The following is a 20,984-nucleotide window of genomic DNA, read 5'->3' as shown; positions in this document are numbered from 1 at the left end:
ATTCCAGCTTAATGAGCAGTAATTATAAATCACTCCGCATCGACGTTGTCGATGTGGGGGCGATTATTGCCCCTTCTGATACCACTATCTTAAACGCCCTTGAATCAGCGGGCGTTAATATTCACTACCATTGCCGTGAAGGCTTTTGCGGAGCGTGCCGTACTAAGCTTATCGAAGGTGAGGTTGAATACACTACAGACCCTCTTGCTTTTATAGACGATGATGAAATTCTTCCGTGCTGTTGTGTGGCTAAATGCCCGGTGAAAATTAAAGTACCGCTATAAGGTCTCCATTCATCGCTCTGAACAACACTCTCACAGCAATTATGTGAATTGAAGTAATCCACTTCGATACTTAGACGTAGCAACCTACGATTAATCAAACGTAAGGATAATGTTATGAGTGAAGTTTCTGGAAAAGTAGTCATCATCACAGGTGCAAGTAGCGGGCTTGGAGAGGCGACAGCGAAAATGCTCGCAAGCAAAGGTGCTAAATTAGTGTTAGGCGCTCGCCGTGAAGATCGCCTTAAAAAACTTGTAGATGAAATTGAATCTTCAGGTGGCCACGCTACTTATAAAACGGTAGATGTCACGAAAAAAGATGAAGTCAAGGCGCTTGCGAAAGCAGCTATAGATGCCTACGGCCGTATTGACGTACTCGTAAATAATGCTGGCCTTATGCCACTTGCCCCGCTTGACGAGATGAAGGTTGACGAGTGGGACCAGATGATAGATGTAAACATTAAAGGCGTTATGTATGGTGTAGCCGCTGTTTTAGGACAAATGCGAGAGCAAAAAAGCGGACATATTATTAATCTTTCTTCTGTAGCCGGTCATGTGGTATTCCCTGGAGCAACGGTTTATTGCGCGACTAAATTCGCTGTTAAAGCAATCAGTGAAGGCATTCGAAAGGAGTCAAATGGTAAGATTCGCTCAACCAATATATCACCAGGAGCAGTGGCGACAGAACTGACTGACCACATTTCTCATAAAGACTCGAAGCAAATGGCAGACGATATGTATGACGATGCTATCGATGCAGATGCTATTGCACGTGCAGTGACGTTTGCCATAGAGCAACCTGGCGACGTAGACATAAACGAAATGATCATTAGACCTACCAATCAGGAACTCTAGTGCTGATTATTTTTTGCGTATAAGAATGGATCACCCATTTACTATAAAGCCTGCTAGATGCAGGCTTTAAAAGCTACAAGAACTCAAATGACTTTTTCGATGGCATACAGTTCTTCATCAATGACCTGTAAGCGCGATGCAACAACGGCTCTAGCGTCACTTATGCCTTTGTTATAAAACGATGCGCCTATTTCCTTACTGATAAAATCGAGAAGAAACTCTCCGTCAAATTGACCAAGTTCCACATTTAACTCATCATCAAAATATTGTTGCAGCTTAGCGACTAACGCCTCTTTTTCTTCACGGGTAAATGCGATATCACTCATATTATTCCTTTTTTTATAACGCCTTAAATATTATGTTATTCACTTATCCCAGCCGACTGACTCCCTGCCTCTCGGCTATTAATGGCACATTACCGTTAGTACGCTACTCACTATCGTTTTAATTTTTTTTGTATTAAGTTTCGAACTAATATCGTTTTCGCTGACTTCACTTTGAACGCTATGCTTGATTACTGATTTTCAGTAACGAGCATTCCAAATGCAAAGTCTAACTGTCCTTGCGCTAAAAGCGTTTCTGCACGAGTTTGCACAAGCTGTTTTGAATAACTACTTCAAATTGATGTAGCTATTTTACGTATTTTTGAAGTTAACAATGAATATTTAACTATTATCGGTATCACAGCGACGATTGCGCTTTATAGCTTACCTGCTTGGGCTAACTCTAGTAAGCCCCAGAATGATAAATCATTTCCTCTGGGAATAGAGAAAAAGTATGAACGGACGAGTGAATTACCGCCGGGATGGCAGAAAAAACTAACCGTTGGAAAACGTTCAGTTCATGACATTTATGACCAAGTCCGTGTAATTGTGTCGTGAGATAAAGACGGGATGATAACGGTTCATACTGAAAATAAGGTAATACGCCTTACTCAAGCCACCAGTAAAATTGTGGAGATTTTAGATTAATCTTACTCACACCTAGATAAGGAGCTCTTTCCGTGGGGCACTTAGCTCACTTTCACTTATGGCTTACTATCAAGATTTGAAAATTGACTTGCCCCAACTCACCAGTAGTATCTGTTGTAAACCACAGCCTTTCTAGCCCATTGGTAATTATGTGGATCCTCCAAGGGTGTACGAAGCAAAAACATTTGTCCAATAACATGTTTAAGGCTCCTCAAAGAATAACAACATTTCATTTTCTGAATGAAATGCACACAGCCCTAATTGCAATAAAAAACAGGAATAAAAAATGACAGCTAACGCACTGTTTAAGCCTTATTCACAAGGTAACCTATCGTTGAACAACCGAATCGTAATGGCACCTATGACTCGCCAGTTTTCCCCAAACGGAATTCCCACGCCTGATGTAGCCGCTTATTACAAGCGACGCGCACAGGGTGGTACAGGTTTAATCATCACCGAAGGTACTACCGTAAACGACAAAGTCGCTACGATGGATGCGAACATTCCTCAATTTCACGGTGGCGAGGCGTTAGCCGGATGGAAAAATGTGGTAGACGAAGTTCATAGCGTAGGCGGAAAAATCATGCCACAACTGTGGCACGTGGGTATGGCACGGGTTGCAGAAAAAGCCCCCTACCCTGAGCTTCCAAGTGCAGGGCCTTCGGGACTGTTCAAGCCTGGTAAACAGGGCGCTGAACCAATGACTGTTGAACACATCGAATCTGTGATTTCTGCCTTTGCTCAAGCTGCTGCAGACGCCAAGACTATCGGCATGGACGGGATTGAGATTCACGGAGCGCATGGATATCTAATCGACCAGTTTTTCTGGGAAGGCACTAATCAGCGTACCGATAGCTGGGGTGGAAGTATGGAAAACCGCGGTCGGTTTGCAGTAGAAATAATCAAAGCTATTCGCGCTGCAACTGGACCCGATTTCCCTATCGTGCTTCGCTACTCACAATGGAAACAACAAGACTATACCGCTCGCTTAGCACACACGCCTCAAGAGCTAGAGCAGTTTCTACTTCCACTAAGCGAAGCTGGCGTAGATATTTTTCATTGTTCTCAACGTCGTTACTGGGAAAATGAGTTTGAAGGGGATGAGCTTAACCTTGCTGGTTGGACGAAAAAAATAACAGGCAAACCTACTATAACAGTAGGGTCTGTTGGACTAAATGACGACTTTTTCGGCGCATTTAAAGGACAAGATTCAAGCACTCGTTCGGTCGATGATTTACTTGAACGGTTAGAGGCAGACGAGTTTGACCTAGTTGCAGTTGGAAGGGCTCTTCTACAGGATCCAAACTGGGCCAACAAAATTAAAGAAAACCGAATCGACGAGTTAAACCAGTACTCTGGAAAGGCGCTAGCCACGCTTTCTTAAGTTCAAGTAAATACCAATTTGAATGCTCGATAAAACTAGCGCACAACGCGCTAGTTTTCTTTCAAATAAGCTTCAAAGTCAGAGAGTTGCATTGGTCTCGCAATAAAGTAGCCCTGAGCATAGTCACATCCCATTGCGCTTAATATATTAAACTGCTCTTGTGTTTCTACACCCTCAGCAACAACGCCAATGCCCAGTTTTTTAGCCATAACAATTATCGCTTCGCATAACACTTTGTCGTTGCTAACATCAGTCATAGAGTTGACGAAACTCTTGTCTATTTTTATGTAATCAGTCGGAAATTTTTTAAGATAAGAGATAGAAGAAAAACCAGTACCAAAATCATCTAAGGCTATATCAATCCCCGCCTGCCTGAATTGAAACAGCTTTTTAGATACTTCAGCGTCGGCCTCCATGAGTAAGTTTTCAGTAACTTCAAGTAATATAGAGCGAGCACTGAGCCCTTTCTCTAGTAACAAAGTTAACCATTCGGTGATATTAGATTCCTGATTAAAATATTGACTAGGCGACGTGTTAATACTTATCTGAACAAACTTGCTATGCTCGCGTCGCCATTGTTTTATTCGTCTAGTGACTTCATCGAAAACCCAGTTGCTTATTTCTATAATAAGCCCTGACTCTTCAGCTAAAGGAATAAAATCATCGGGTGCTATGCGACCTTTTATAGGGTGCTGCCACCGAAGCAAAGCTTCAGCTTTCACCTCTTTTGAGTCGTTGAAACACACGATGGGCTGGTACTCAAGAAACAGTTCGTTGTTTTTTACTGCATAACGCAGGTCATTCAATAACGATATTCTTCTAATTGCTGCTTTTTGCATGTCATGCGTAAAATAGTGGTAACTATTTTTACCATGAGCTTTTGCACCATACATGGCTTGGTCAGCATTTTTTAATAGATCTTTTACTTCATTCGCATCATCGGGATATAAAGTAATTCCCATGCTCGCGCTTGTGTGAATGCGCTCAAACTCTAACGTATAAGGCTTAATTATTTCACTCAGTACTTTCTGTACAACATTTTCTATCGAACTTAAGCCACATATACCGTTTAAAATAATGACAAATTCGTCGCCACCTAACCTTGATACCGTGTCATCAGCGCGTAAACAGCGTTTTATACGCATAGCACACTCTACCAATAGCTTGTCGCCGACATCGTGCCCTAATGCGTCATTTACATCCTTAAAATTGTCTAAGTCTAAAAACACAACAGCGACTTTTTCATTCTCTCGATCGGCAGTTTTCATCGCCAATTGAAGGTGATCGAGCATCAAGTTTCGGTTGGGTAAGCCTGTCAAAGAATCGAAGTTGGCCTGTCTCCATATGACTCTATTCGCCAATTCCCGCTCTATAGCGATGCTGGCGATATGGGCAAATTGCCTAATTAACACTCTTTCTTCTGCAGTGGGTATCGCCTTTTCGCGATGATAAATGGCGAAAGTACCGATGGCTTCGCCATTCGCTCCTTGTATAGGCTGAGACCAACATGCAGCTACACCTGCCGATGCCGCCAGCTCCTTCCATGCAGACCAAAATGGATGTGTACTTATATCCTCGACAATAGTAGGTTCATTGGTTGCCGCGGTATTTCCGCACGAGCCAACACCTTCACCAATGTCTACTCCGTCAATGGCGTCATTATAAAAGTCGGGTAACGATGGGGCAGCACCCTTTTTGAGCTTTCCGTTCTCAAGCAACAAAACACTGCAAATTTGCTCTTTGTATTCGGCTTCAATCGCATACACAATGTCATGAAGAACAGTATGTAAAGATTCTGCATTTACCACTTTTTCCAAAATTGCACTTCGTACACGCGTTATTTTTTGCGTTTGTTCTAGTTTAAATTGGTACTCTTCCAACTGTTCGGAGAGGTCTTTATATTCTTTTTTATTTAGCTCACTTTCGACTAGCTCCCCAAATCCTTGCAATTGTTCAATTTGAGATTGACTTAACTGCTTGGGCTCATTATCAAGGACACACAAAGTACCAACCGCATGGCCTTCAAATATAAGCCTTACACCAGCATAAAACCGAAAGTGTGGCTCGCCCACAACATGAGGGTTTTCTCTAAAACGCTTGTCTTCTAATGTATTTGGAGTAACGAGAGGCTGTGACTGCTCAATGGTATGAGTGCACATTGCTTCGTGTATAGGTGTTTCTGTAATAGCAATGTTTGCCGATGATTTAAACCATTGACGGTGCTCATCAACAAATGAAATAAATGCAAACTTACAATTAAAAACACGGCACGCCAAATGAGTTAATCGATCAAAACGCGCCTCAACTGGCGTGTCGACGATAGCAAGGCGCTTTAACGCACTTAGTCGTTCATGTTCATTGGTAATTTTACGAAAATAACTCACCATAATTTCCTAACAACGCATTACATTTGGCGCAATCAGATTTCAGCAGTTAACAAAAAACTCTATGCCAACGCTACATTATTCCTTTTGCCTTGTTTAGCTATATCCAGTAAGCAACAAATGACAAGATAGGCGACAGTGAAAAATGGGCTGACTTGAGTTAAATGCAGTACTCGACCACAGTCTTAACTGGTAGGTTTGTCATTTTGCATGCCATCGCTTGGCAGTCTACTTAACTAATCACGGTAGCATTCTTTCACCCCACAAACATTAGCCTTTAGTCTATATTCACAGAGGTTCCTTACCTTCCCCTAAAAAACGGGTATTCAGCAGACTTTATATTTCCAGTATTATTAAGCCGTCAACGGCAACTGAACACTAGGTTCCAATTATTTTTTAATAACTAAATAGATACCGCCAAGGGTGGCAAGTGACGCGATTATAATTTGTAAATTAAGTTGTTCTTCTAGTACCGTCCACCCCATCATCGTTGCGATAACAGGCACACTCAACTGGACGGTCGCTGCACTTGTTGACTTGATAAGCGGCAATACGCTATACCAGATAGCGTACCCGCATCCAGAGGCTAAAATTCCAGACGCTAAGGCATAGTAAATGCCAGCCTTGTTTAAAACTAAATACTCATCATTGAGTAGTAGCACGGTACCCATCATTAAAATACAAAGCAACGAAGCATAAATAAAGTTGCCTGAAGTAGATAAAAGCGCAGATGCACTTTTTTTACCCAGTAGTGAGTATATGCCCCACGATATACCAGCAATAACCATTACAGCTCCCGACAATAAAGATGGCGCAGATGCACTTGGTAACAAGAGAATAATTAAACCTGTGAATGCAAGAGCGAAACCAAACCACTGACGTATTTTGAAGCGCTCACCACCCATTAAGCCAACTGATATCATCGTTAATTGAACCGCGCCAAACAGTAATAGCGCGCCCGTACCCGTAGACATGGATATGTAAGCAAAGGAAAAGCTAATGGCATAAACAAACAATGAAAGGCCACCAAACACACTCGCATTACGTTTAACGTCTTGCCATAAATTTTCAGTATAATGGCGCTGTGGTTGTTTTCGTCTTGAAAAAAAAGATAAAAGCAAAAGAGCAACTGCACCACTCACTATGCGTAAGGAAGTAAAGCTTACAGGGTCTATCGTTGGATTTGAAAGTGCCATACGACACAGAAGCGAATTGGCGGCAAACGCGAACATTGCAATAGCCACCAGTGAAAGAGTTTTAAGCAAGCGCTTCTCCCCAGCATTTAATTGGACTCAGGAAAATATGACCGTGTGATTTGTCATAAATAGACTGAGTAAAAGTGTTCTTTTTAGATAAATCGAGAGTGACTAAAAAATAAGGTAACACAGCAATTAACGTTGTAGCATTGTATAAACGAAAAAGAGGACCGCATGGTCCTCTTTCAATTAGTCATAAAATGCTGATAACACTACAGCGACAAGCCTAAACGCTCAGCAACTTCAATGTAAGTTTCTACAACAGAGCCAAGGCCCTGTCTGAAGCGATCTTTATCCATCTTCTTACGGGTTTCTTTGTCCCATAGGCGACACCCATCGGGTGTAAACTCATCACCCAGTACAATGTTACCGTCTTTATCGATACCAAACTCCAGTTTGTAGTCAACGAGCAACATACCTGCTTCGTCAAACAATGCTTTAAGTACATTGTTCACTTTGAAGGTTAGTGTCTTCATTTCAGCAACTTGTGCTTCTGTAGCCCAGCCAAACGATAGGATGTGATAGTCATTCACCATCGGATCGTGAAGCGCATCGTTTTTAAGGAAAAACTCGAAAATAGGTGGATTAAGCTCTTTACCTTCTTCCACACCTAATCTGCGGACCAAAGAGCCAGCAGACAAGTTTCTCACCACACACTCAACAGGGATCATGTCGAGCTTTTTAACCAAAGACTCAGTATCAGAAACCAAAGCTTCAACTTGTGTTGCAATGCCCGCTTCTTCAAGCTTTGTCATTATAAAGTGGTTAAACTTGTTGTTTACTTCACCCTTGCGGTCAAGCTGCTCTATTTTTTCACCGTCGAACGCTGAAGTGTCGTTTCGAAAATGAAGAATAAGCTTATCGCTATCATCAGTGTAATAAACAGTTTTTGCTTTACCGCGGTAAAGCTCGTCGCGTTTTTCCATTCTCAGTCTCAGTTATATATCAAGGTTATCTTCTGACATGACCTCAGCGAATGCACTGTAAAGGTCGGAAACCTGATTTGCTTCAAACGGTACACTTTCATTGTTCATAAAAGTAACTGATGTGCGATTTGCACCCGCTTTTGCAACTTTCAAGCGATAATCACCCTTTTCGAGTAATTCGGTATCGCTTGAAAATAAACCATCCCACCAACTACCTTGATCGCCATTGTAAGTGACGAATAGTAGGCCATTTGATTTATCTAAATCTTTTACGTCAAAGCCAAGTTTGCGTAGAACGAGAAGCATTCTTGGCCATGCAACATCGTATTGCGCTTCCACGATGTACGCTGCTTCACCATCTTTGTTGAAACCCATTTCCGTGTTAATGCCTTGACGAATCTTCGCTATTCTTCGCGTTTCAGCAAGCTGAATTTGATATTCGTAATGGCCAACAACCTGGTTCAATACTTCGACCTCTTCGCGGCGTTCTTCCATCGAAGATACTTCTGCAACGACATCGTTACCAGTAGTTTGCATGTAGTCTTTTAAATCAACCGTCAATGCAGCGCTGCGGCCGTGAGGTTTTACATCTAGGCTAAATTCAAAGCGACGACCTATTTCACTTTCTTTATCGACAAAGCTATACCAAGGACCGTCAATTTCTTTAGTCATGACCATCCAATCTGTGATCAAAACTTTGTCTTCGGGGCTGAAGCTATCAACACCGATTCCCTGCTCGTCTAAGAAGCTCAATAGTGAGTTCCAGATTGCTTGGCTCAACGGCTGGCTATCGTCAACTTGGTCGAACCAAATGGTTGCTGAACTCTTACCTTCCTCTACATGAGAACCAGTAACTAAAGGAAGTACTAGTGCTGGAGAACGAACCATTAAACCTTTACCCACTAAGGAAGGGTCTGCTTCTTTACCAACCTCAGGGATAGCAAAATCTCTTGAGAAGGTGGGCGCATCTAAACCAGGAGGTACGTCTAACGTTTTTTGTTCCTTAGTTTTTAAGTACTCGTAGCTACCTGACGCGGTCTTTCTATCAATTTGGCTTGAACAACCTGCAAGTGCAACCATCGCTACTGAACTTGCTATAGCCAGCGTTCTTTTCATCTGTGTTCCTTATTAACCAGAAATCAATGCGTATTTTTTTAGTAGTTCTTCGATACGTTTTTGGCTTGATAGTTCCGGTAGAACCATAGGTAATCGCATAACAGCGCTTTCCATCATGCCCATTTTGTATAACGCCCACTTCGGCATTACAGGGTTTGGCTCTATGAAAAGGTCGTTGTGCAATAGCTTGATTGTTTCGTCGATCGCTCGACATTTATCGAAATCTTTATTGAGGGCCGCTTCGCACATCTGTGCAATGGCTCTAGGTACGATATTAGCGGTTACAGAAATAACACCATGCCCGCCCTCGCACATGAATTCGGCACTTGTACCGTCATCGCCACTAAGAATAACAAAATCTTCCGGCACAAGTGGCTGAGTTTCTTTTAATCGAGCGATATCACCGGTCGCGTCTTTCAAGCCGACAATATTTTTGTGAGCAGATAACTCTGCAACAGTCTCAGGAAGCATATCAGCGACGGTGCGGCCAGGTACATTGTAAAGAATTACAGGCAAGTCGCTCGCATCGGCAATAGCGTTAAAATGAGCTATCATACCAGCCTGCTGCGGCTTGTTATAATAAGGGACTACGCTTAGGAAACCATCGATACCTGTAGCACCTAACTGCTCGGTAAGAAAAATTGCTTCGGCAGTTGAGTTTGCACCACTACCCGCAATAACTGGGATAGCACCCGATGCCATTGCCACTGTTTCTTTGACTACATTGATATGTTCATCGAACGGTAGCGTTGCAGATTCACCCGTAGTTCCAACGGACACAATACCATGAGTGCCCTGCTCTATATGGAACTTCACAAGTTTCTCTAAAGACTTGTAATCAATGTCGCCGTTTTCTAGCATCGGCGTGACGAGTGCTACGTAACTACCAGTAAACATAATCTCTCCGCAAAATGTGAGCGCACATGGTAATTATCTCGGTGCTTAAACACAAGTAATAGCGCATGTAAAATGACGAGAATTTGACAATATCTTATTCAAACGCAAGAAAAAGGCCCTGACTTACAAAAAAACTCTGTGCTAACATCTCGACATTATTAACATTGAAGTGAAGTAGATGTCGAAACACCAACTTATCGTTACCATTCTAGGTACAGACAACACTGGCATCCTCAGCGAAATTGCAACAACGGTATCAGAAGCTCAGTGCAATATCTTAGATAGTAGGCAAGCTATTTATGGCAAAGAGTTCTCGTTGACTATGATAATTGAGGGAACACAGACTGCCATTACAAAAGCAGAGTGCATACTGCCTGCATTGTTTCAGCGCCTCGATTTACTGTCTATGATGAAGCGAACAAGCCATCATGAGAAACAGAATCTCGCGCATCTCTTTAATGTTGAATTTAGTGGTGAAGATGCGGCGGGCCTTATCAAGGCAGTTACTGGCTTTTTCGCACAGCGAAATGCCATGATTAGTGCGTTTAGGCAGCGTACCTACAAAGACAAAGTCACTGGAAAAGATAACATGCGATGCAAATTTGTTGTTTCGCTTCCCTCAGATGAAAATATTGATGTTTTAGAATCTGATCTAATGTCCCTGTTCAAATCGTTAAATGTGACAGGCAAAGTAGTAGACAAACACAAAAAGGATCCCAATGAAAACGTTACAAGCTGGTGATAAAGCTCCACAATTCTCATTGCAGAACCAAAATGACGAAACCGTATCTTTAGCTGACTACGCAGGTAAAAAAGTGCTTGTGTATTTTTACCCTAAGGCAATGACGCCAGGCTGTACGACTCAAGCACAGGGTTTACGTGATGTTAATGATGAACTGACTGCAAAGAACGTGGTTGTAATGGGCATAAGCCCAGATGCAGTTAAGCGCCTGCCGAAGTTTGTTGAGAAAGAAAACCTTAATTTTACTCTGCTTTCTGATGAAGACCATGCCGTTGCAGATGCGTTCGGTGTATGGGGCCCGAAGAAGTTTATGGGTAAAGAATATGATGGCATTCATCGTCAAACTTTCTTGATAGACGAAAACGGAACCATTGAGCACGTTTTTAATAAGTTCAAAACAAAAGAGCACCACACAGTTGTGCTTGATTACCTGAACGGCTAATTTCTGAGATAGCAAAAAAGCCCCGGTAACGTGCAGTTATCGGGGCTTTTTTGTTCTTAGCATTAGCTACTTTGCCGCTTCGGGGATTGCAACAGGATTACTTGACCATGCAGTAACTACGGCTTTAACAAGAGTCGCTAATGGGATAGCGAAAAACACGCCCCAAAAACCCCAAAGGCCACCAAATACCAAGACAGCCACGATGATATAAAGTGGATGAAGACTGACCGCCTCAGAAAACAATAAAGGGACCAATAAATTACCATCCAGTGCCTGAATAATGCCGTAGGCAATCATTAGATACCAAAACTCCGGTGATATTCCCCACTGAAACATCGCTACGACCGCTACCGGAATAGTGACAACTGCAGCCCCTATATACGGGATTAGAACAGAAAAACCGACTAAGACCCCAAGTAAAATAGCGTAGCGCAAGTCCATAAGAACGAAGGTTACACAGCTCACTACGCCAACAATAATAATCTCAATGACTTTTCCACGAATATAATTAGCAATCTGAGAGTTCATTTCGTGGCCCACTTGGGTAATTAAGCGACGTTCTTTTGGTAATAACCGAGAAATACTGTCTAAAAAGAACAGCTTGTCTTTCAGCATGAAGAATACCATCAAAGGCACCAATATGACGTAAACGAGTAAGGCTGCTAAATTGGCAATATTACTAAACGAAGCAGAAATAAGTGTTTCGCCTACTTCTACAAGCTTGTCGTTTAAGCCCTCCATCATCTGATGGATTTGGTAAACCTGTACATAATCTGGGTATTTATCAGGTAGCGTTAAAATCCATTCTTGGGCTTTTTGCCAAATTAATGGGGTTTCTTGGATGAGGTTCACGCTCTGTTTAGAGATAATTGGAACCAGCCCAATCAGGGTTAAAATAGTGATAGTGATAAATCCAAGCATGACGACACCGCATGCTAGGGTCCGACTTACACCCACATTCACCAGTCGACTTACCGGCCAGTCAAGAAGGTAGGCTATAACCGCGGCTACTAGCACAGGCATGATTAGCCCGCCCCACAACAGCAATACAGCCGTGGATAAAAGAATTAGAATAAGCAGCATTGCTGCATCGGGATCGGAAAATTTGCGTCGGTACCATCGACCAAAAACGCTAATCATAGAAACGCCTAGAAATTACCAAGAATAGGAGACGCATCATAGTTTATAGCACTAGCAATTAGCAATAAGTAGTGGTTAAGAATCTTTCAAAATCAAACTGGTATGATGTTTTTACAGTATTACTATTACTGTGTAGAGTAACAGTTTCGACAAATGTTAAATAAATTGCGCTAGCTTGTCGTAATATATGGTGAGCGTATGGCTAGAATACTCACTTGCTGAAAATTCTGCCCAGCAGTTGTCTAACACGAGTCTTTTAAAACCAGTACGGAAATTCTTGTCCACTCAAAAAAGTGGTTATAAGTAAAAATAAAATTTGAAACTGTTTAGCAACTTAGTGCTCTAAGTCTTATGCAGTATTAACCATATACAATTATTGTAGGTTCATGAGAAAATATTTTTCAGCGTCTTTAGTCGCCCTTTCCTTCGTGTTCACGTTGAGCTTAACGGCTGTTGCACAAGATGCCAATTACAACAATAAAAATGCGCTGCCCGAAATAGGCGTGGTTGCTTCTGATGCCATATCACTTGATAAAGAGATGATCGTAGGCGATGCCGTAATGCGCCAAATGCGCGGGCAAAGCCCAATTATCTCAGACCCTGTATTGGATGAGTATTTGCAAGATATTGGTAATCGTTTAGTGGTGCATGCCGACAATGCAAAATTCCCCTTTGAGTTTTTCTGGGTTAACAACGATGCCATAAATGCATTTGCGTTTTTCGGCGGTCATATTGGTGTTCATACAGGGTTGATGCGTAGAGCTGAAAATGAAAGCGAACTAGCTTCGGTGCTTGCGCACGAAATATCTCACGTTACCCAGCGACACATTGCGCGACGTATGCAGGCACAAAAGCGCTCGTCGCCTCTGGCATTGGCTTCGCTTATTGGTGGCGTTCTCATTGCCATGGCTAACCCAGAGGCAGGGATCGCTGCAATGCAAGCGGGTTCAGCGGCGTCGGCCCAGCTGCAAATTGACTACACACGGACAAACGAACAAGAGGCAGACCGAATTGGTATTGCTATGCTAGCAAGAGCCGGTTATGACCCAACTGCTGCAGCCTCCTTCTTCTCCACTATGGCAGAAGAATATCGTATGGTTTCCAAACCGCCTGCGCGCCTTCTTACTCACCCCTTAACCGAAACCCGTATAGCAGACGCAAGAAGTCGCGCTCGTGATTACCCCAGACGGTACCTTCCGGTAAATAAACAATTTGAATTAGCAAAAGCACGAATAAAAGCGCGTTATTCGTTTAAAGCTGATTATGCTATGGAGTATTTTGAAGCTGCGGTAGATCAAGATGTTCAGCGCAGTGAAGAAGCATCGCTTTACGGTTTAGCACTGGCCTACATGCGTAAGGAAAAAATTGAAAAAGCAAAAAAGGTTATGGACAAGCTTGTCGCGGGCGACAGTGATAATCTTTTCTATCTCGATGCTATGACCGATATCTATATCTCTATGGGGCAGCCTTTAAAAGCCGTAGAAATGCTTGAGCCTCACGTAAAACATAACCCGAGAAACCAGGTTTTGGCGCTCAATCAGGCGAACGCCTACATCAGCGCACAGGAATATGACAATGCTATTTCGCTGCTTAAAGACTTTTTATTGGTAAGAAAAGACTATCAAATCGCCCACCAATTGATGAGTGAAGCTTATCAAAAATCTAACCAGTTTTCGCAAATGCACCAAAGCAAAGCTGAAGTCTATGCCCTTTATGGTGCTTACAATCGCGCGGTGGATGAGCTTCAATACGCATACAATTTTGCTGGTGAGAACCACCTTGCGAAACAGCGGATCAGGGCACGCATCAAGCAGTTTCGCGATCAGGAAGAACGCTTAGAAAGACTGTAATACGCAAGCGTGGAGCACTGACTAATGCCACAAATTTAGGTTCGCATTAGTCAGTTTTGCCAGCGCCTTTTAGTTCATTTAGGCGTTGATGTAAGCTTGATGCTGTCACTTCACCCATTATCGTGTCTCTTATGCTGCCATCTGGGCCTATGATAAAAGTAGCGGGTAAATAAGGAGGCTTGACCATGGGAAGTTTGGTATCAGAAGTGCTAACAATTACTGGCAGCGCGATACCGTACTTTTTTGTCATCTCTATCAGTTCAGTCTTTGTTTTGGGGTCGTAGTTAACTGCGAATAGTAGAGTATCATCAGGCAAGGATTGGTTAAATGACGCTAACTCAGGCATCTCTCGAAGGCATGGCGCGCACCAAGGCGCGAAATAGTTCACGACAACCCATTGCCCCTGAAGGCCATTCCAACTATATGTTTTTCCCTCCAAGGTTTCAAAATCACTCTGAAGACTCTTAAAGGTAAAGAGCCCTGCTAGGGCAGCGGTAGTAAAAAGAACGATAAGAAGAAGCGCTTTAGCTTTACCCACATTGCGATTTAATGGTGAGAACGACATGCAACCCTCTAATTAACTTTTTGTTTCGATTATAGTGCCAGATTCTATTCCCCTTCTCTAATAGTATTTAAATCGTCTCTGTTACGCACTTAGCTGATTGGTGCGGCGTAGGATATATTGCTCACTTTAGTAACAACTAAGTGTAAACTGCTTGATATTAGGGAGCAAAAACGCAATAGTTCGCGCGAAAAGTAATAACCTTAAGAAGGGCTCGTATGTCAGACATAACAATTATTCACAATCCCCGCTGCTCCAAGAGCAGACAAACGCTTGCATTACTTGAAGAAAAAGGCGAAGCGCCGGTTGTTGTTGAATACTTAAAACACCCCCTCGATGCACAAGCGCTTAAAGCTATATTTAAAAAACTTAACATTGAATCGGTTAGAAGCATGATGCGTACAAAGGAGACGGAGTACAAAGACGCTAATTTAGGGGATGTTGCATTGTCCGATGATGCACTTTTTGAAGCCATGGCTAAAACACCCAAACTGATTGAACGTCCTATTGTTATTAAAGGCGAGTTAGCACGTATTGGCCGGCCACCAGAATCTGTACTGGAAATTTTATAGTGTCGCCTGCTCTCGTTCTTTATTACAGTCGACATGGTAGTACGAAGCGTTTAGCCGACGCTATCGCGCAGGGTATATCGTCACAAAATGTGCCTGTGATAGTGCGTACGGTTAAAAGCATTGATAATTCTGGCAATGCTGCTGGCGACGCGTCAAATGATGCTTCTAATACCGTCCCTGTAGTTACACTTCAGGAACTTGAGCAGTGTAGCGCATTGGCCCTTGGCAGCCCTACTCGCTTTGGCAACATGGCCGCGCCTGTTAAACACTTTTTAGATTCGACAAGCAGTCAATGGTTAAAAGGTACATTGATTGATAAGCCAGCCTGCGTGTTTACTTCGTCATCGTCGATGCATGGCGGTCAAGAGTCCACATTACTGTCAATGATGATTCCACTTATTCATCACGGCATGGTAATTTGCGGTCTTCCATACAGTGAGCCAGAATTGCACAATACAACTATGGGCGGGAGTCCATATGGTGTTACCCACGTAGCACACCACACTTTGAGTGCACCTGAACAGCTAAGCGAGGAAGAAAAAGCATTGTGCATTGCTCAAGGCAAGCGCTTAGCTACGTTTGCGAAAAAGCTGGCAGACGGCGATTAAAACGCGACACATCAAACGCGTACTGAAATAAATTCAAGATAAATACTACAACCTGATTTCTTCGGAGAATAAACATGGCACCAGATACGCGTTTCTTTCGCTATCTAGCACTTATTAGTCACACTGGGTTAATCATATGGATAACGCTTTGGCAATTTACATTTACTAAAGAACATACTTACTCTCCAGAATTCATTGCTTTGTTTTATATTTTACCTTTACTGTTACCCTACTGGGGCGTATTAAAAGGTAAGCCATATACCCATGCGTGGGCGAATTTTGTTGTCTTATTTTACCTTATTCACGGGTGTACCGTTGCCTACGCAGTACCTGCTGAACGTTGGTACGCGGTTGTAGAGATTGTGTTGTGTACCGGCATGTTCGTCGGGTGTAGCGCGTTTGCGAGAAAACGTGGTCGTGAATTGGGCCTGGGTCTCAAAAAGCTTAAAGAAGAAATGAAGGAAGAAAAAGCGCGTTTTGAACAAGGACAGCAGTAAACATCTTATGGTTTCAATGAGATACTGCGGCCCGTAACAAAAGCGCACGTGGGCGGTATATATCGAGTATATGCGAAGGCAATGTGCGCGTTGAGGAGGTTGAAATGACGCAGCGTTTATCTGAAATCTCACTGGTACTAATTTGTAGTATATCACTGACCTCTTGCGGTGGAGGTTCTAGCGATAATTCAGTTCCAAGTGCGCCATCTTCGCCCCCAACAATAAGCATTTCAGGTTCGCCTTTCGCGCTCGTCGGGGACGCTGTTGACTTCGCTGTTGCTGCCCCTAACGGTACTGCAATAACCGACATAAACTGGCAAGTTTCGGGGATGTCACAGCAGCCCCTCAATGCCCACACCCAAGCGATTGGATTTGACGTAACTTCCGCTGGCAACTTCGATATTTCGGTTAATGTAAGCCTGGAAGACGGCTCGACACTTTCCGACACATTGACCTTAGAAGTGAGCGAAAACTCAGCGGCTCTGGCTGCGTTGCGGTTAGGTCACGAGGCATCAGAAGGCGGCAGAGTTTCTTTGCGGGTCGATACTGTAAATACACAAAACTTGACCGTTACTGACATTGCTTGGCGTCAAAGTTCAGGGGCCACGGTCGATAGTTTCGATTATGATGATGGAGACTACTCTCATTCCATCTACTTTCAGGCTCCTAGCGTTAACAGCGACTCGGTTGTAGAAATCGAAAGCGTGGTTACGCTTTCAAATGGTGAAATACTCACCGACACTGCGCAAGTTTTAGTGAAAGACATCGAGATTGACCGCAGCGGCTATTTTGTTGATGATGAAACAAGTGTTCCTGAAACTGTAAGCGCTCATATGCAGCCTTACCGCCCCAATAGCCCCTTCGCTGATGCACTAGCTGACTGTGTTTATAATAACGAAGTATCAAGTAGCTGCACCTTTTCTCGGCTTCCGTTGATTGGCCAATTAGCTGAAAACCCGACTATTGATGACATTTTAGATAGGACATATGTTTCGCACCCTTGGATGGGTGATGCGTTTAAGTCATTTCTAGAAACATCAGCAACCCGTGATGACATGCTACAACTTCTTCGTGCAACTAATGCCGTAGTCATTTCATACGATATCCGCCCTTCATTTTATTGGGTTGCCACGGGCGCAATATATTTAGACGCCAACAATTTTTGGCGCACACCGCAAGAGCGCGACACCTTGAATACACGTCCTGATTATAGAAGTGGCTTTGGTGGGGATTTGGATTTCATAACGTCTTGGCGTTACATAAAAGACGGGGCTTACTATTTCCCAAATATCAGTGCATCGGATGTTGTTGACAGACAAACCCGTGACGCAAAAGATGTGGAGGCTGCACTGAGTTATTTGCTTTATCATGAACTGGCTCACGCCAATGATTTTTTTGATTACACACAATGGCAGCAACTAAGCAGCAATGCGAGCCCCCTTTCCGCTTATGACGATACCTCTCCTATTTCAACAGGGCTGACGTCATCTCTGCCATTAACATCTTCTCAGCTACACGCTCTTGCTGATGTGAGATACGGCGGTGCAACTGCGTCAAATAGACAGCGCGATTATACTGCACTACAGGTTGCAAATTGGTTCGAAGAGGACGGCGCCGTGGCTTTTTATTCCTATTTTACAGAACGCGAAGATCTTGCCATGCTATTTGAACGGTTTATGATGCTTTATCGGCTTAATGCAGAAGCCGATGTTGGGGTTTTCTCGCGAGACACAATTGAAGACAGCAGCTTCACTCCTACTTGGGCACAGCGAAATCGCGTGAGTGATGACAACGTTACGCAGCGCGTGGACTATGTAGTGAGTAGGATTTTACCCGCACTCAATGTGCCCGCTATACAAGCTTCGTTACCAGAGCCCTACCTTCTTCCCAACGATGTGACATGGCGTGAATCTGCATCTAGCACCAATCCGAATGAGCAACCGAACAATAATGATGTACTCGTACAAAGCAGTAAGGAGAAAAAAATAACCCCTAGTCTCAATTCGATGACATTGGCTGAAGAGTTTGCTGCTACTTCTAGGCATCGCAGTAAGAAAGCAAAGCATTAGATGATGTGTAGCTTGTTAATGTGCGCATTTGATAATTTAGGTTAAGCTCACGCTTTAGCTAATTTAGGTTAAGCTCACGCTTAACCATGCCCACCGACAGGCGTTTTTGTTCTTGGAGTGAGCGTGTGTCTAAACGGGCTAGCAAAGACATGAGACTTTTTAAGTCGCGTTCACTATGATGTAAAAGAAACTGTAATGCTTGATTTGAAAGTTTTAGACCCCGTTCTTCAGCGCGTAGCCTTACCGCCTCTTCACGTCCGCTATCATCAAGTTGATTCACGTGATAAATAACGCCCCATGCCAAGCGGGAACGCAAATCAGGTAGCACGAATGCTGGGTTTGACGGCCCTAAGTGGCTGGTGCAAATCACCATGGCTTGTTTAGCTTCCATAACGCGATTTAATAAATCAAAAAGCGCTTCTTCCCAGCGCTTATCACCTGCTATGGCGTGTATATTATCTAATGCGATGAGCGATAGATTTTCTAGCCCCTCGAAGATATCTAAAGACCACGCCTTAAAGTCATTAAGATTTAAATACAGGTGATTGACTGACCTACCGGCCAACTGGTGGCATGTGGCAAATAGTAAATGACTTTTACCAACTGCACTGCTTCCTAATAAGGTGAGCAAAGGTAGTTGCAGTGACGCTAACGCGCTCAACTTCGAGGCGTCTTGCCAGAATGGCTGCGCTTGTGCGATTTGCTCAAGCACTGAAACCACTTCTTCATTACCTGTGGAAACGAAACTATCAAAGTTTTCATCAACAGGTAACGTAACAGGCAAAGGCAGCTGCATGCTAATTTAATTGCTCCAGTAAAAACTGTTTCCGTTAACGGTTTGTCCGTAGGCGTCAGTTACAGGGCGTAACTTGTTTTCTAACTTAACGCTGTTAAGTAAATCATCAACCGTACCCACTAAAGTTAACGAGTAGGTTGCCACTGTACCCGATTGTTCAATAAGCGTCGCGCTTTCAATAACGCTCAAACTGTTTAAGTAGTCAGTGGCGCTAGCATAGCTTGAGATGGAGCCAATGTTAGCGATTGAGACCTCGATCACTTCGCGCTCAGACTTCTCAATACCTACAACCGCATAGAGCGATGACAAGTAATTTGAATACGCGTCAACAAGTTGAATACCTAAGGCTTCCGGTGAATCACCATAAATGCTGCCGTAACTTACTTTACCACCGCCGATGAATACCCAATCCAGCGCGAAGTCACCTTCGTCTGCGCGTTTTGCGTAATTGGTAAATTCGTCCATAGTAAATGGCATTATCGTAGTTTCTACTTGACCCGCAGGCTGAGTCTCGCCAGTGTTTCCTTCAAGCTGGCTCGCTGAGACTCCATCATCATTTTCATCGTTACCAGTTATAGATAGGCGTTCTGCGTTCGCTGAGTCGTTGATATTTACGCCGTTCAACGAGTCTGCAGTGGGCTGTTCATAATTGCCCTGTTGATCATTTTGCCGACTAATTTGCGCCTCACCATTAAGCACATCAACTAATGACTCTACCGTACCAGACGGTATCTCGTGTTCAGGCAACTCAGGAATGGCACTCGGGTCATTGCGATAAACTCTGGCACCAATAATGTTGTCGACGCTATAACGCATAGAAGCTTTTCTTAGCGGATCTACAAATCGTCCCCAAACGTCATAAGTAGAAATGTTTACGTTATCGGTTAAATCCATTAACGGCAAGCTGAGAGGTAAGCCACGCTCTTTGGCTGTTTTTTTCAAGGCATTCTGTAGCTCAGTATCGAGTGACTCATCAAGGATAGTACGAGTTTCGCTTTCGTCTTCAAGAGCCAGCCACACTATGGTCTCAGGACGTCTGTCACCCCACAGCGGCAGCAGCTCTCTCTGCATAATTTCTTTGACCTTCGCTTGGTCGAATTCAGCAATGTAGTAGGTCTTATTATTTTCAAACGCAAAGCGATATGAACGAAGTAACGACTGTGGTGACGCTAATGCCGCTCTAACACCCCCATTGTCGAGTACACTCGTGCTGCCAGACATTTTAATGAATACTTGCTTGAGCGCTTTTTTGAGTGCTGTTTGCTGAGTGCGCTGTGTTTGATCTTCAACTTGAACTTGTGCTTCATTAACAACAACGCGCTGAGCGGCGTGCGTGACCGCACTGTAGTTAAGTATTGCAACAAGGGAAATACACAGTATTCGTTTCAAACCTGTTCTCTGTTTGTTTACCCTATTGGTGTTACGCATTACTGCCGTCAACATTGACACTCCATACTCTCTAAAATTCAATTCCTTACCTACCAATTCACGAGCTAAACACATTTCAAGTGAAGCTTGAAAGCAGCTCAATATTCACATTGCTCAGTCTTAATATCAGAGCAATACGTTTTATTAAGCAAGATGTTCACCAAAAGATAGCGCTCTATTGTCTTTTATATTCAGTTTAATTTCACCC

General features: G+C 43.3%; 20 protein-coding genes. 10 read left to right on the top strand and 10 right to left on the bottom strand.

Annotation, left to right across the window (positions count from 1 at the left end; genetic code table 11):
- Nucleotides 1–11 precede the first annotated feature (11 nt).
- Complete coding sequence (gene yfaE / locus V7R55_RS16665; RefSeq protein WP_334060394.1) at nt 12–284, top strand: class I ribonucleotide reductase maintenance protein YfaE; 273 nt, start codon at nt 12–14, stop codon at nt 282–284.
- A gap of 114 nt (nt 285–398) precedes the next feature.
- Entirely contained in the window at nt 399–1,136 is a 738-nt protein-coding gene (locus V7R55_RS16660; RefSeq protein WP_334060393.1) for an SDR family oxidoreductase, read from the top strand.
- Nucleotides 1,137–1,219: 83 nt separating this feature from the next.
- Here V7R55_RS16660 and V7R55_RS16655 read toward each other — a convergent pair whose 3' ends face one another.
- Nucleotides 1,220–1,462 (bottom strand): DUF2164 domain-containing protein, encoded by a 243-nt coding sequence (locus V7R55_RS16655; protein ID WP_334060392.1) that lies wholly within the window; start codon nt 1,460–1,462, stop codon nt 1,220–1,222.
- 931 nt (nt 1,463–2,393) lie between these two features.
- Between V7R55_RS16655 and V7R55_RS16650 the strand changes: the two genes are divergently transcribed.
- A complete protein-coding gene (locus tag V7R55_RS16650) occupies nt 2,394–3,491 on the top strand; it encodes an NADH:flavin oxidoreductase (RefSeq protein ID WP_334060391.1) in 1,098 nt (365 codons plus the stop codon).
- 50 nt (nt 3,492–3,541) lie between these two features.
- On the opposite strand, the gene V7R55_RS16645 is transcribed toward V7R55_RS16650, so the two are convergent.
- The 5 genes from V7R55_RS16645 to dapA all read right to left on the bottom strand — a co-directional run bounded on the left by V7R55_RS16645 (nt 3,542) and on the right by dapA (nt 10,070).
- Nucleotides 3,542–5,875, bottom strand: coding sequence for a sensor domain-containing phosphodiesterase (locus tag V7R55_RS16645; protein ID WP_334060390.1), 2,334 nt, complete (start codon nt 5,873–5,875; stop codon nt 3,542–3,544).
- A gap of 389 nt (nt 5,876–6,264) precedes the next feature.
- Complete coding sequence (locus V7R55_RS16640) at nt 6,265–7,140, bottom strand: DMT family transporter (protein WP_334060389.1); 876 nt, start codon at nt 7,138–7,140, stop codon at nt 6,265–6,267.
- Nucleotides 7,141–7,343: 203 nt separating this feature from the next.
- The gene (gene purC / locus V7R55_RS16635; protein ID WP_334060388.1) at nt 7,344–8,057 is read right to left on the bottom strand and encodes a phosphoribosylaminoimidazolesuccinocarboxamide synthase; all 714 of its coding nucleotides are present in this window, start codon (nt 8,055–8,057) and stop codon (nt 7,344–7,346) included.
- 12 nt (nt 8,058–8,069) lie between these two features.
- Nucleotides 8,070–9,173: an outer membrane protein assembly factor BamC gene (gene bamC / locus V7R55_RS16630; protein WP_334060387.1), complete on the bottom strand. Its 1,104-nt coding sequence runs from the start codon at nt 9,171–9,173 to the stop codon at nt 8,070–8,072.
- Nucleotides 9,174–9,185: 12 nt separating this feature from the next.
- Complete coding sequence (gene dapA, locus V7R55_RS16625; RefSeq protein WP_334060386.1) at nt 9,186–10,070, bottom strand: 4-hydroxy-tetrahydrodipicolinate synthase; 885 nt, start codon at nt 10,068–10,070, stop codon at nt 9,186–9,188.
- Between the two features lie 178 nt (nt 10,071–10,248).
- Between dapA and V7R55_RS16620 the strand changes: the two genes are divergently transcribed.
- Nucleotides 10,249–10,812 (top strand): glycine cleavage system protein R, encoded by a 564-nt coding sequence (locus V7R55_RS16620; protein WP_334060385.1) that lies wholly within the window; start codon nt 10,249–10,251, stop codon nt 10,810–10,812.
- Nucleotides 10,790–11,254, top strand: a complete 465-nt coding sequence (bcp, locus tag V7R55_RS16615) for a thioredoxin-dependent thiol peroxidase (RefSeq protein WP_334060384.1) — start codon at nt 10,790–10,792, stop codon at nt 11,252–11,254. The genes V7R55_RS16620 and bcp overlap by 23 nt, the downstream gene beginning before the upstream one ends.
- A 66-nt stretch (nt 11,255–11,320) precedes the next feature.
- Here bcp and V7R55_RS16610 read toward each other — a convergent pair whose 3' ends face one another.
- Nucleotides 11,321–12,394, bottom strand: a complete 1,074-nt coding sequence (locus V7R55_RS16610) for an AI-2E family transporter (RefSeq protein ID WP_334060383.1) — start codon at nt 12,392–12,394, stop codon at nt 11,321–11,323.
- Nucleotides 12,395–12,780: 386 nt separating this feature from the next.
- Here V7R55_RS16610 and V7R55_RS16605 point away from each other — a divergent pair, with 386 nt between their 5' ends.
- The gene (locus tag V7R55_RS16605) at nt 12,781–14,244 is read left to right on the top strand and encodes a M48 family metalloprotease (protein WP_334060382.1); all 1,464 of its coding nucleotides are present in this window, start codon (nt 12,781–12,783) and stop codon (nt 14,242–14,244) included.
- Between the two features lie 46 nt (nt 14,245–14,290).
- Here the strand turns inward: V7R55_RS16605 and V7R55_RS16600 are convergent, their stop codons facing one another.
- Nucleotides 14,291–14,809, bottom strand: coding sequence for a TlpA family protein disulfide reductase (locus V7R55_RS16600; RefSeq protein WP_334060381.1), 519 nt, complete (start codon nt 14,807–14,809; stop codon nt 14,291–14,293).
- Nucleotides 14,810–15,024: 215 nt separating this feature from the next.
- Here V7R55_RS16600 and arsC point away from each other — a divergent pair, with 215 nt between their 5' ends.
- The 4 genes from arsC (at nt 15,025) to V7R55_RS16580 (ending at nt 18,552) form a co-directional block, all read left to right on the top strand.
- Nucleotides 15,025–15,378: an arsenate reductase (glutaredoxin) gene (gene arsC / locus V7R55_RS16595; RefSeq protein WP_334060380.1), complete on the top strand. Its 354-nt coding sequence runs from the start codon at nt 15,025–15,027 to the stop codon at nt 15,376–15,378.
- Nucleotides 15,378–15,986: an NAD(P)H:quinone oxidoreductase gene (gene wrbA / locus V7R55_RS16590; RefSeq protein ID WP_334060379.1), complete on the top strand. Its 609-nt coding sequence runs from the start codon at nt 15,378–15,380 to the stop codon at nt 15,984–15,986. The genes arsC and wrbA overlap by 1 nt, the downstream gene beginning before the upstream one ends.
- Nucleotides 15,987–16,060: 74 nt before the next feature.
- Nucleotides 16,061–16,483: a DUF2069 domain-containing protein gene (locus V7R55_RS16585; protein WP_334060378.1), complete on the top strand. Its 423-nt coding sequence runs from the start codon at nt 16,061–16,063 to the stop codon at nt 16,481–16,483.
- A 104-nt stretch (nt 16,484–16,587) separates the two neighbouring features.
- Nucleotides 16,588–18,552, top strand: coding sequence for a hypothetical protein (locus V7R55_RS16580; protein WP_334060377.1), 1,965 nt, complete (start codon nt 16,588–16,590; stop codon nt 18,550–18,552).
- 58 nt (nt 18,553–18,610) lie between these two features.
- Here the strand turns inward: V7R55_RS16580 and hda are convergent, their stop codons facing one another.
- Both hda and V7R55_RS16570 read right to left on the bottom strand, forming a co-directional pair.
- Nucleotides 18,611–19,348 (bottom strand): DnaA regulatory inactivator Hda, encoded by a 738-nt coding sequence (gene hda / locus V7R55_RS16575; RefSeq protein ID WP_334060376.1) that lies wholly within the window; start codon nt 19,346–19,348, stop codon nt 18,611–18,613.
- Nucleotides 19,349–19,354: 6 nt separating this feature from the next.
- Entirely contained in the window at nt 19,355–20,791 is a 1,437-nt protein-coding gene (locus V7R55_RS16570) for a DUF2066 domain-containing protein (protein ID WP_334060375.1), read from the bottom strand.
- Nucleotides 20,792–20,984: the final 193 nt, after the last annotated feature.

The sequence above is a fragment of the Alteromonas sp. S005 genome (assembly GCF_036864475.1).
GTDB lineage: Bacteria > Pseudomonadota > Gammaproteobacteria > Enterobacterales > Alteromonadaceae > Alteromonas.
The sequence above is the reverse complement of the archived record's forward strand: the minus strand, read 5'-3'. Positions and strand labels throughout refer to the sequence as shown.

Bases quoted from the DNA above. Each gene is read 5' to 3' on its own strand.
- V7R55_RS16570 (WP_334060375.1), bottom strand. From the start codon at position 20,791: ATGTTGACGGCAGTAATGCGTAACACCAATAGGGTAAACAAACAGAGA.
- dapA (WP_334060386.1), bottom strand. From the start codon at position 10,070: ATGTTTACTGGTAGTTACGTAGCACTCGTCACGCCGATGCTAGAAAAC.
- V7R55_RS16655 (WP_334060392.1), bottom strand. From the start codon at position 1,462: ATGAGTGATATCGCATTTACCCGTGAAGAAAAAGAGGCGTTAGTCGCT.
- V7R55_RS16605 (WP_334060382.1), top strand. From the start codon at position 12,781: ATGAGAAAATATTTTTCAGCGTCTTTAGTCGCCCTTTCCTTCGTGTTC.
- bcp (WP_334060384.1), top strand. From the start codon at position 10,790: ATGAAAACGTTACAAGCTGGTGATAAAGCTCCACAATTCTCATTGCAG.
- bamC (WP_334060387.1), bottom strand. From the start codon at position 9,173: ATGAAAAGAACGCTGGCTATAGCAAGTTCAGTAGCGATGGTTGCACTT.
- V7R55_RS16585 (WP_334060378.1), top strand. From the start codon at position 16,061: ATGGCACCAGATACGCGTTTCTTTCGCTATCTAGCACTTATTAGTCAC.
- hda (WP_334060376.1), bottom strand. From the start codon at position 19,348: ATGCAGCTGCCTTTGCCTGTTACGTTACCTGTTGATGAAAACTTTGAT.
- V7R55_RS16600 (WP_334060381.1), bottom strand. From the start codon at position 14,809: ATGTCGTTCTCACCATTAAATCGCAATGTGGGTAAAGCTAAAGCGCTT.
- V7R55_RS16620 (WP_334060385.1), top strand. From the start codon at position 10,249: ATGTCGAAACACCAACTTATCGTTACCATTCTAGGTACAGACAACACT.
- V7R55_RS16660 (WP_334060393.1), top strand. From the start codon at position 399: ATGAGTGAAGTTTCTGGAAAAGTAGTCATCATCACAGGTGCAAGTAGC.
- arsC (WP_334060380.1), top strand. From the start codon at position 15,025: ATGTCAGACATAACAATTATTCACAATCCCCGCTGCTCCAAGAGCAGA.
- yfaE (WP_334060394.1), top strand. From the start codon at position 12: ATGAGCAGTAATTATAAATCACTCCGCATCGACGTTGTCGATGTGGGG.
- V7R55_RS16650 (WP_334060391.1), top strand. From the start codon at position 2,394: ATGACAGCTAACGCACTGTTTAAGCCTTATTCACAAGGTAACCTATCG.
- V7R55_RS16580 (WP_334060377.1), top strand. From the start codon at position 16,588: ATGACGCAGCGTTTATCTGAAATCTCACTGGTACTAATTTGTAGTATA.
- V7R55_RS16610 (WP_334060383.1), bottom strand. From the start codon at position 12,394: ATGATTAGCGTTTTTGGTCGATGGTACCGACGCAAATTTTCCGATCCC.
- purC (WP_334060388.1), bottom strand. From the start codon at position 8,057: ATGGAAAAACGCGACGAGCTTTACCGCGGTAAAGCAAAAACTGTTTAT.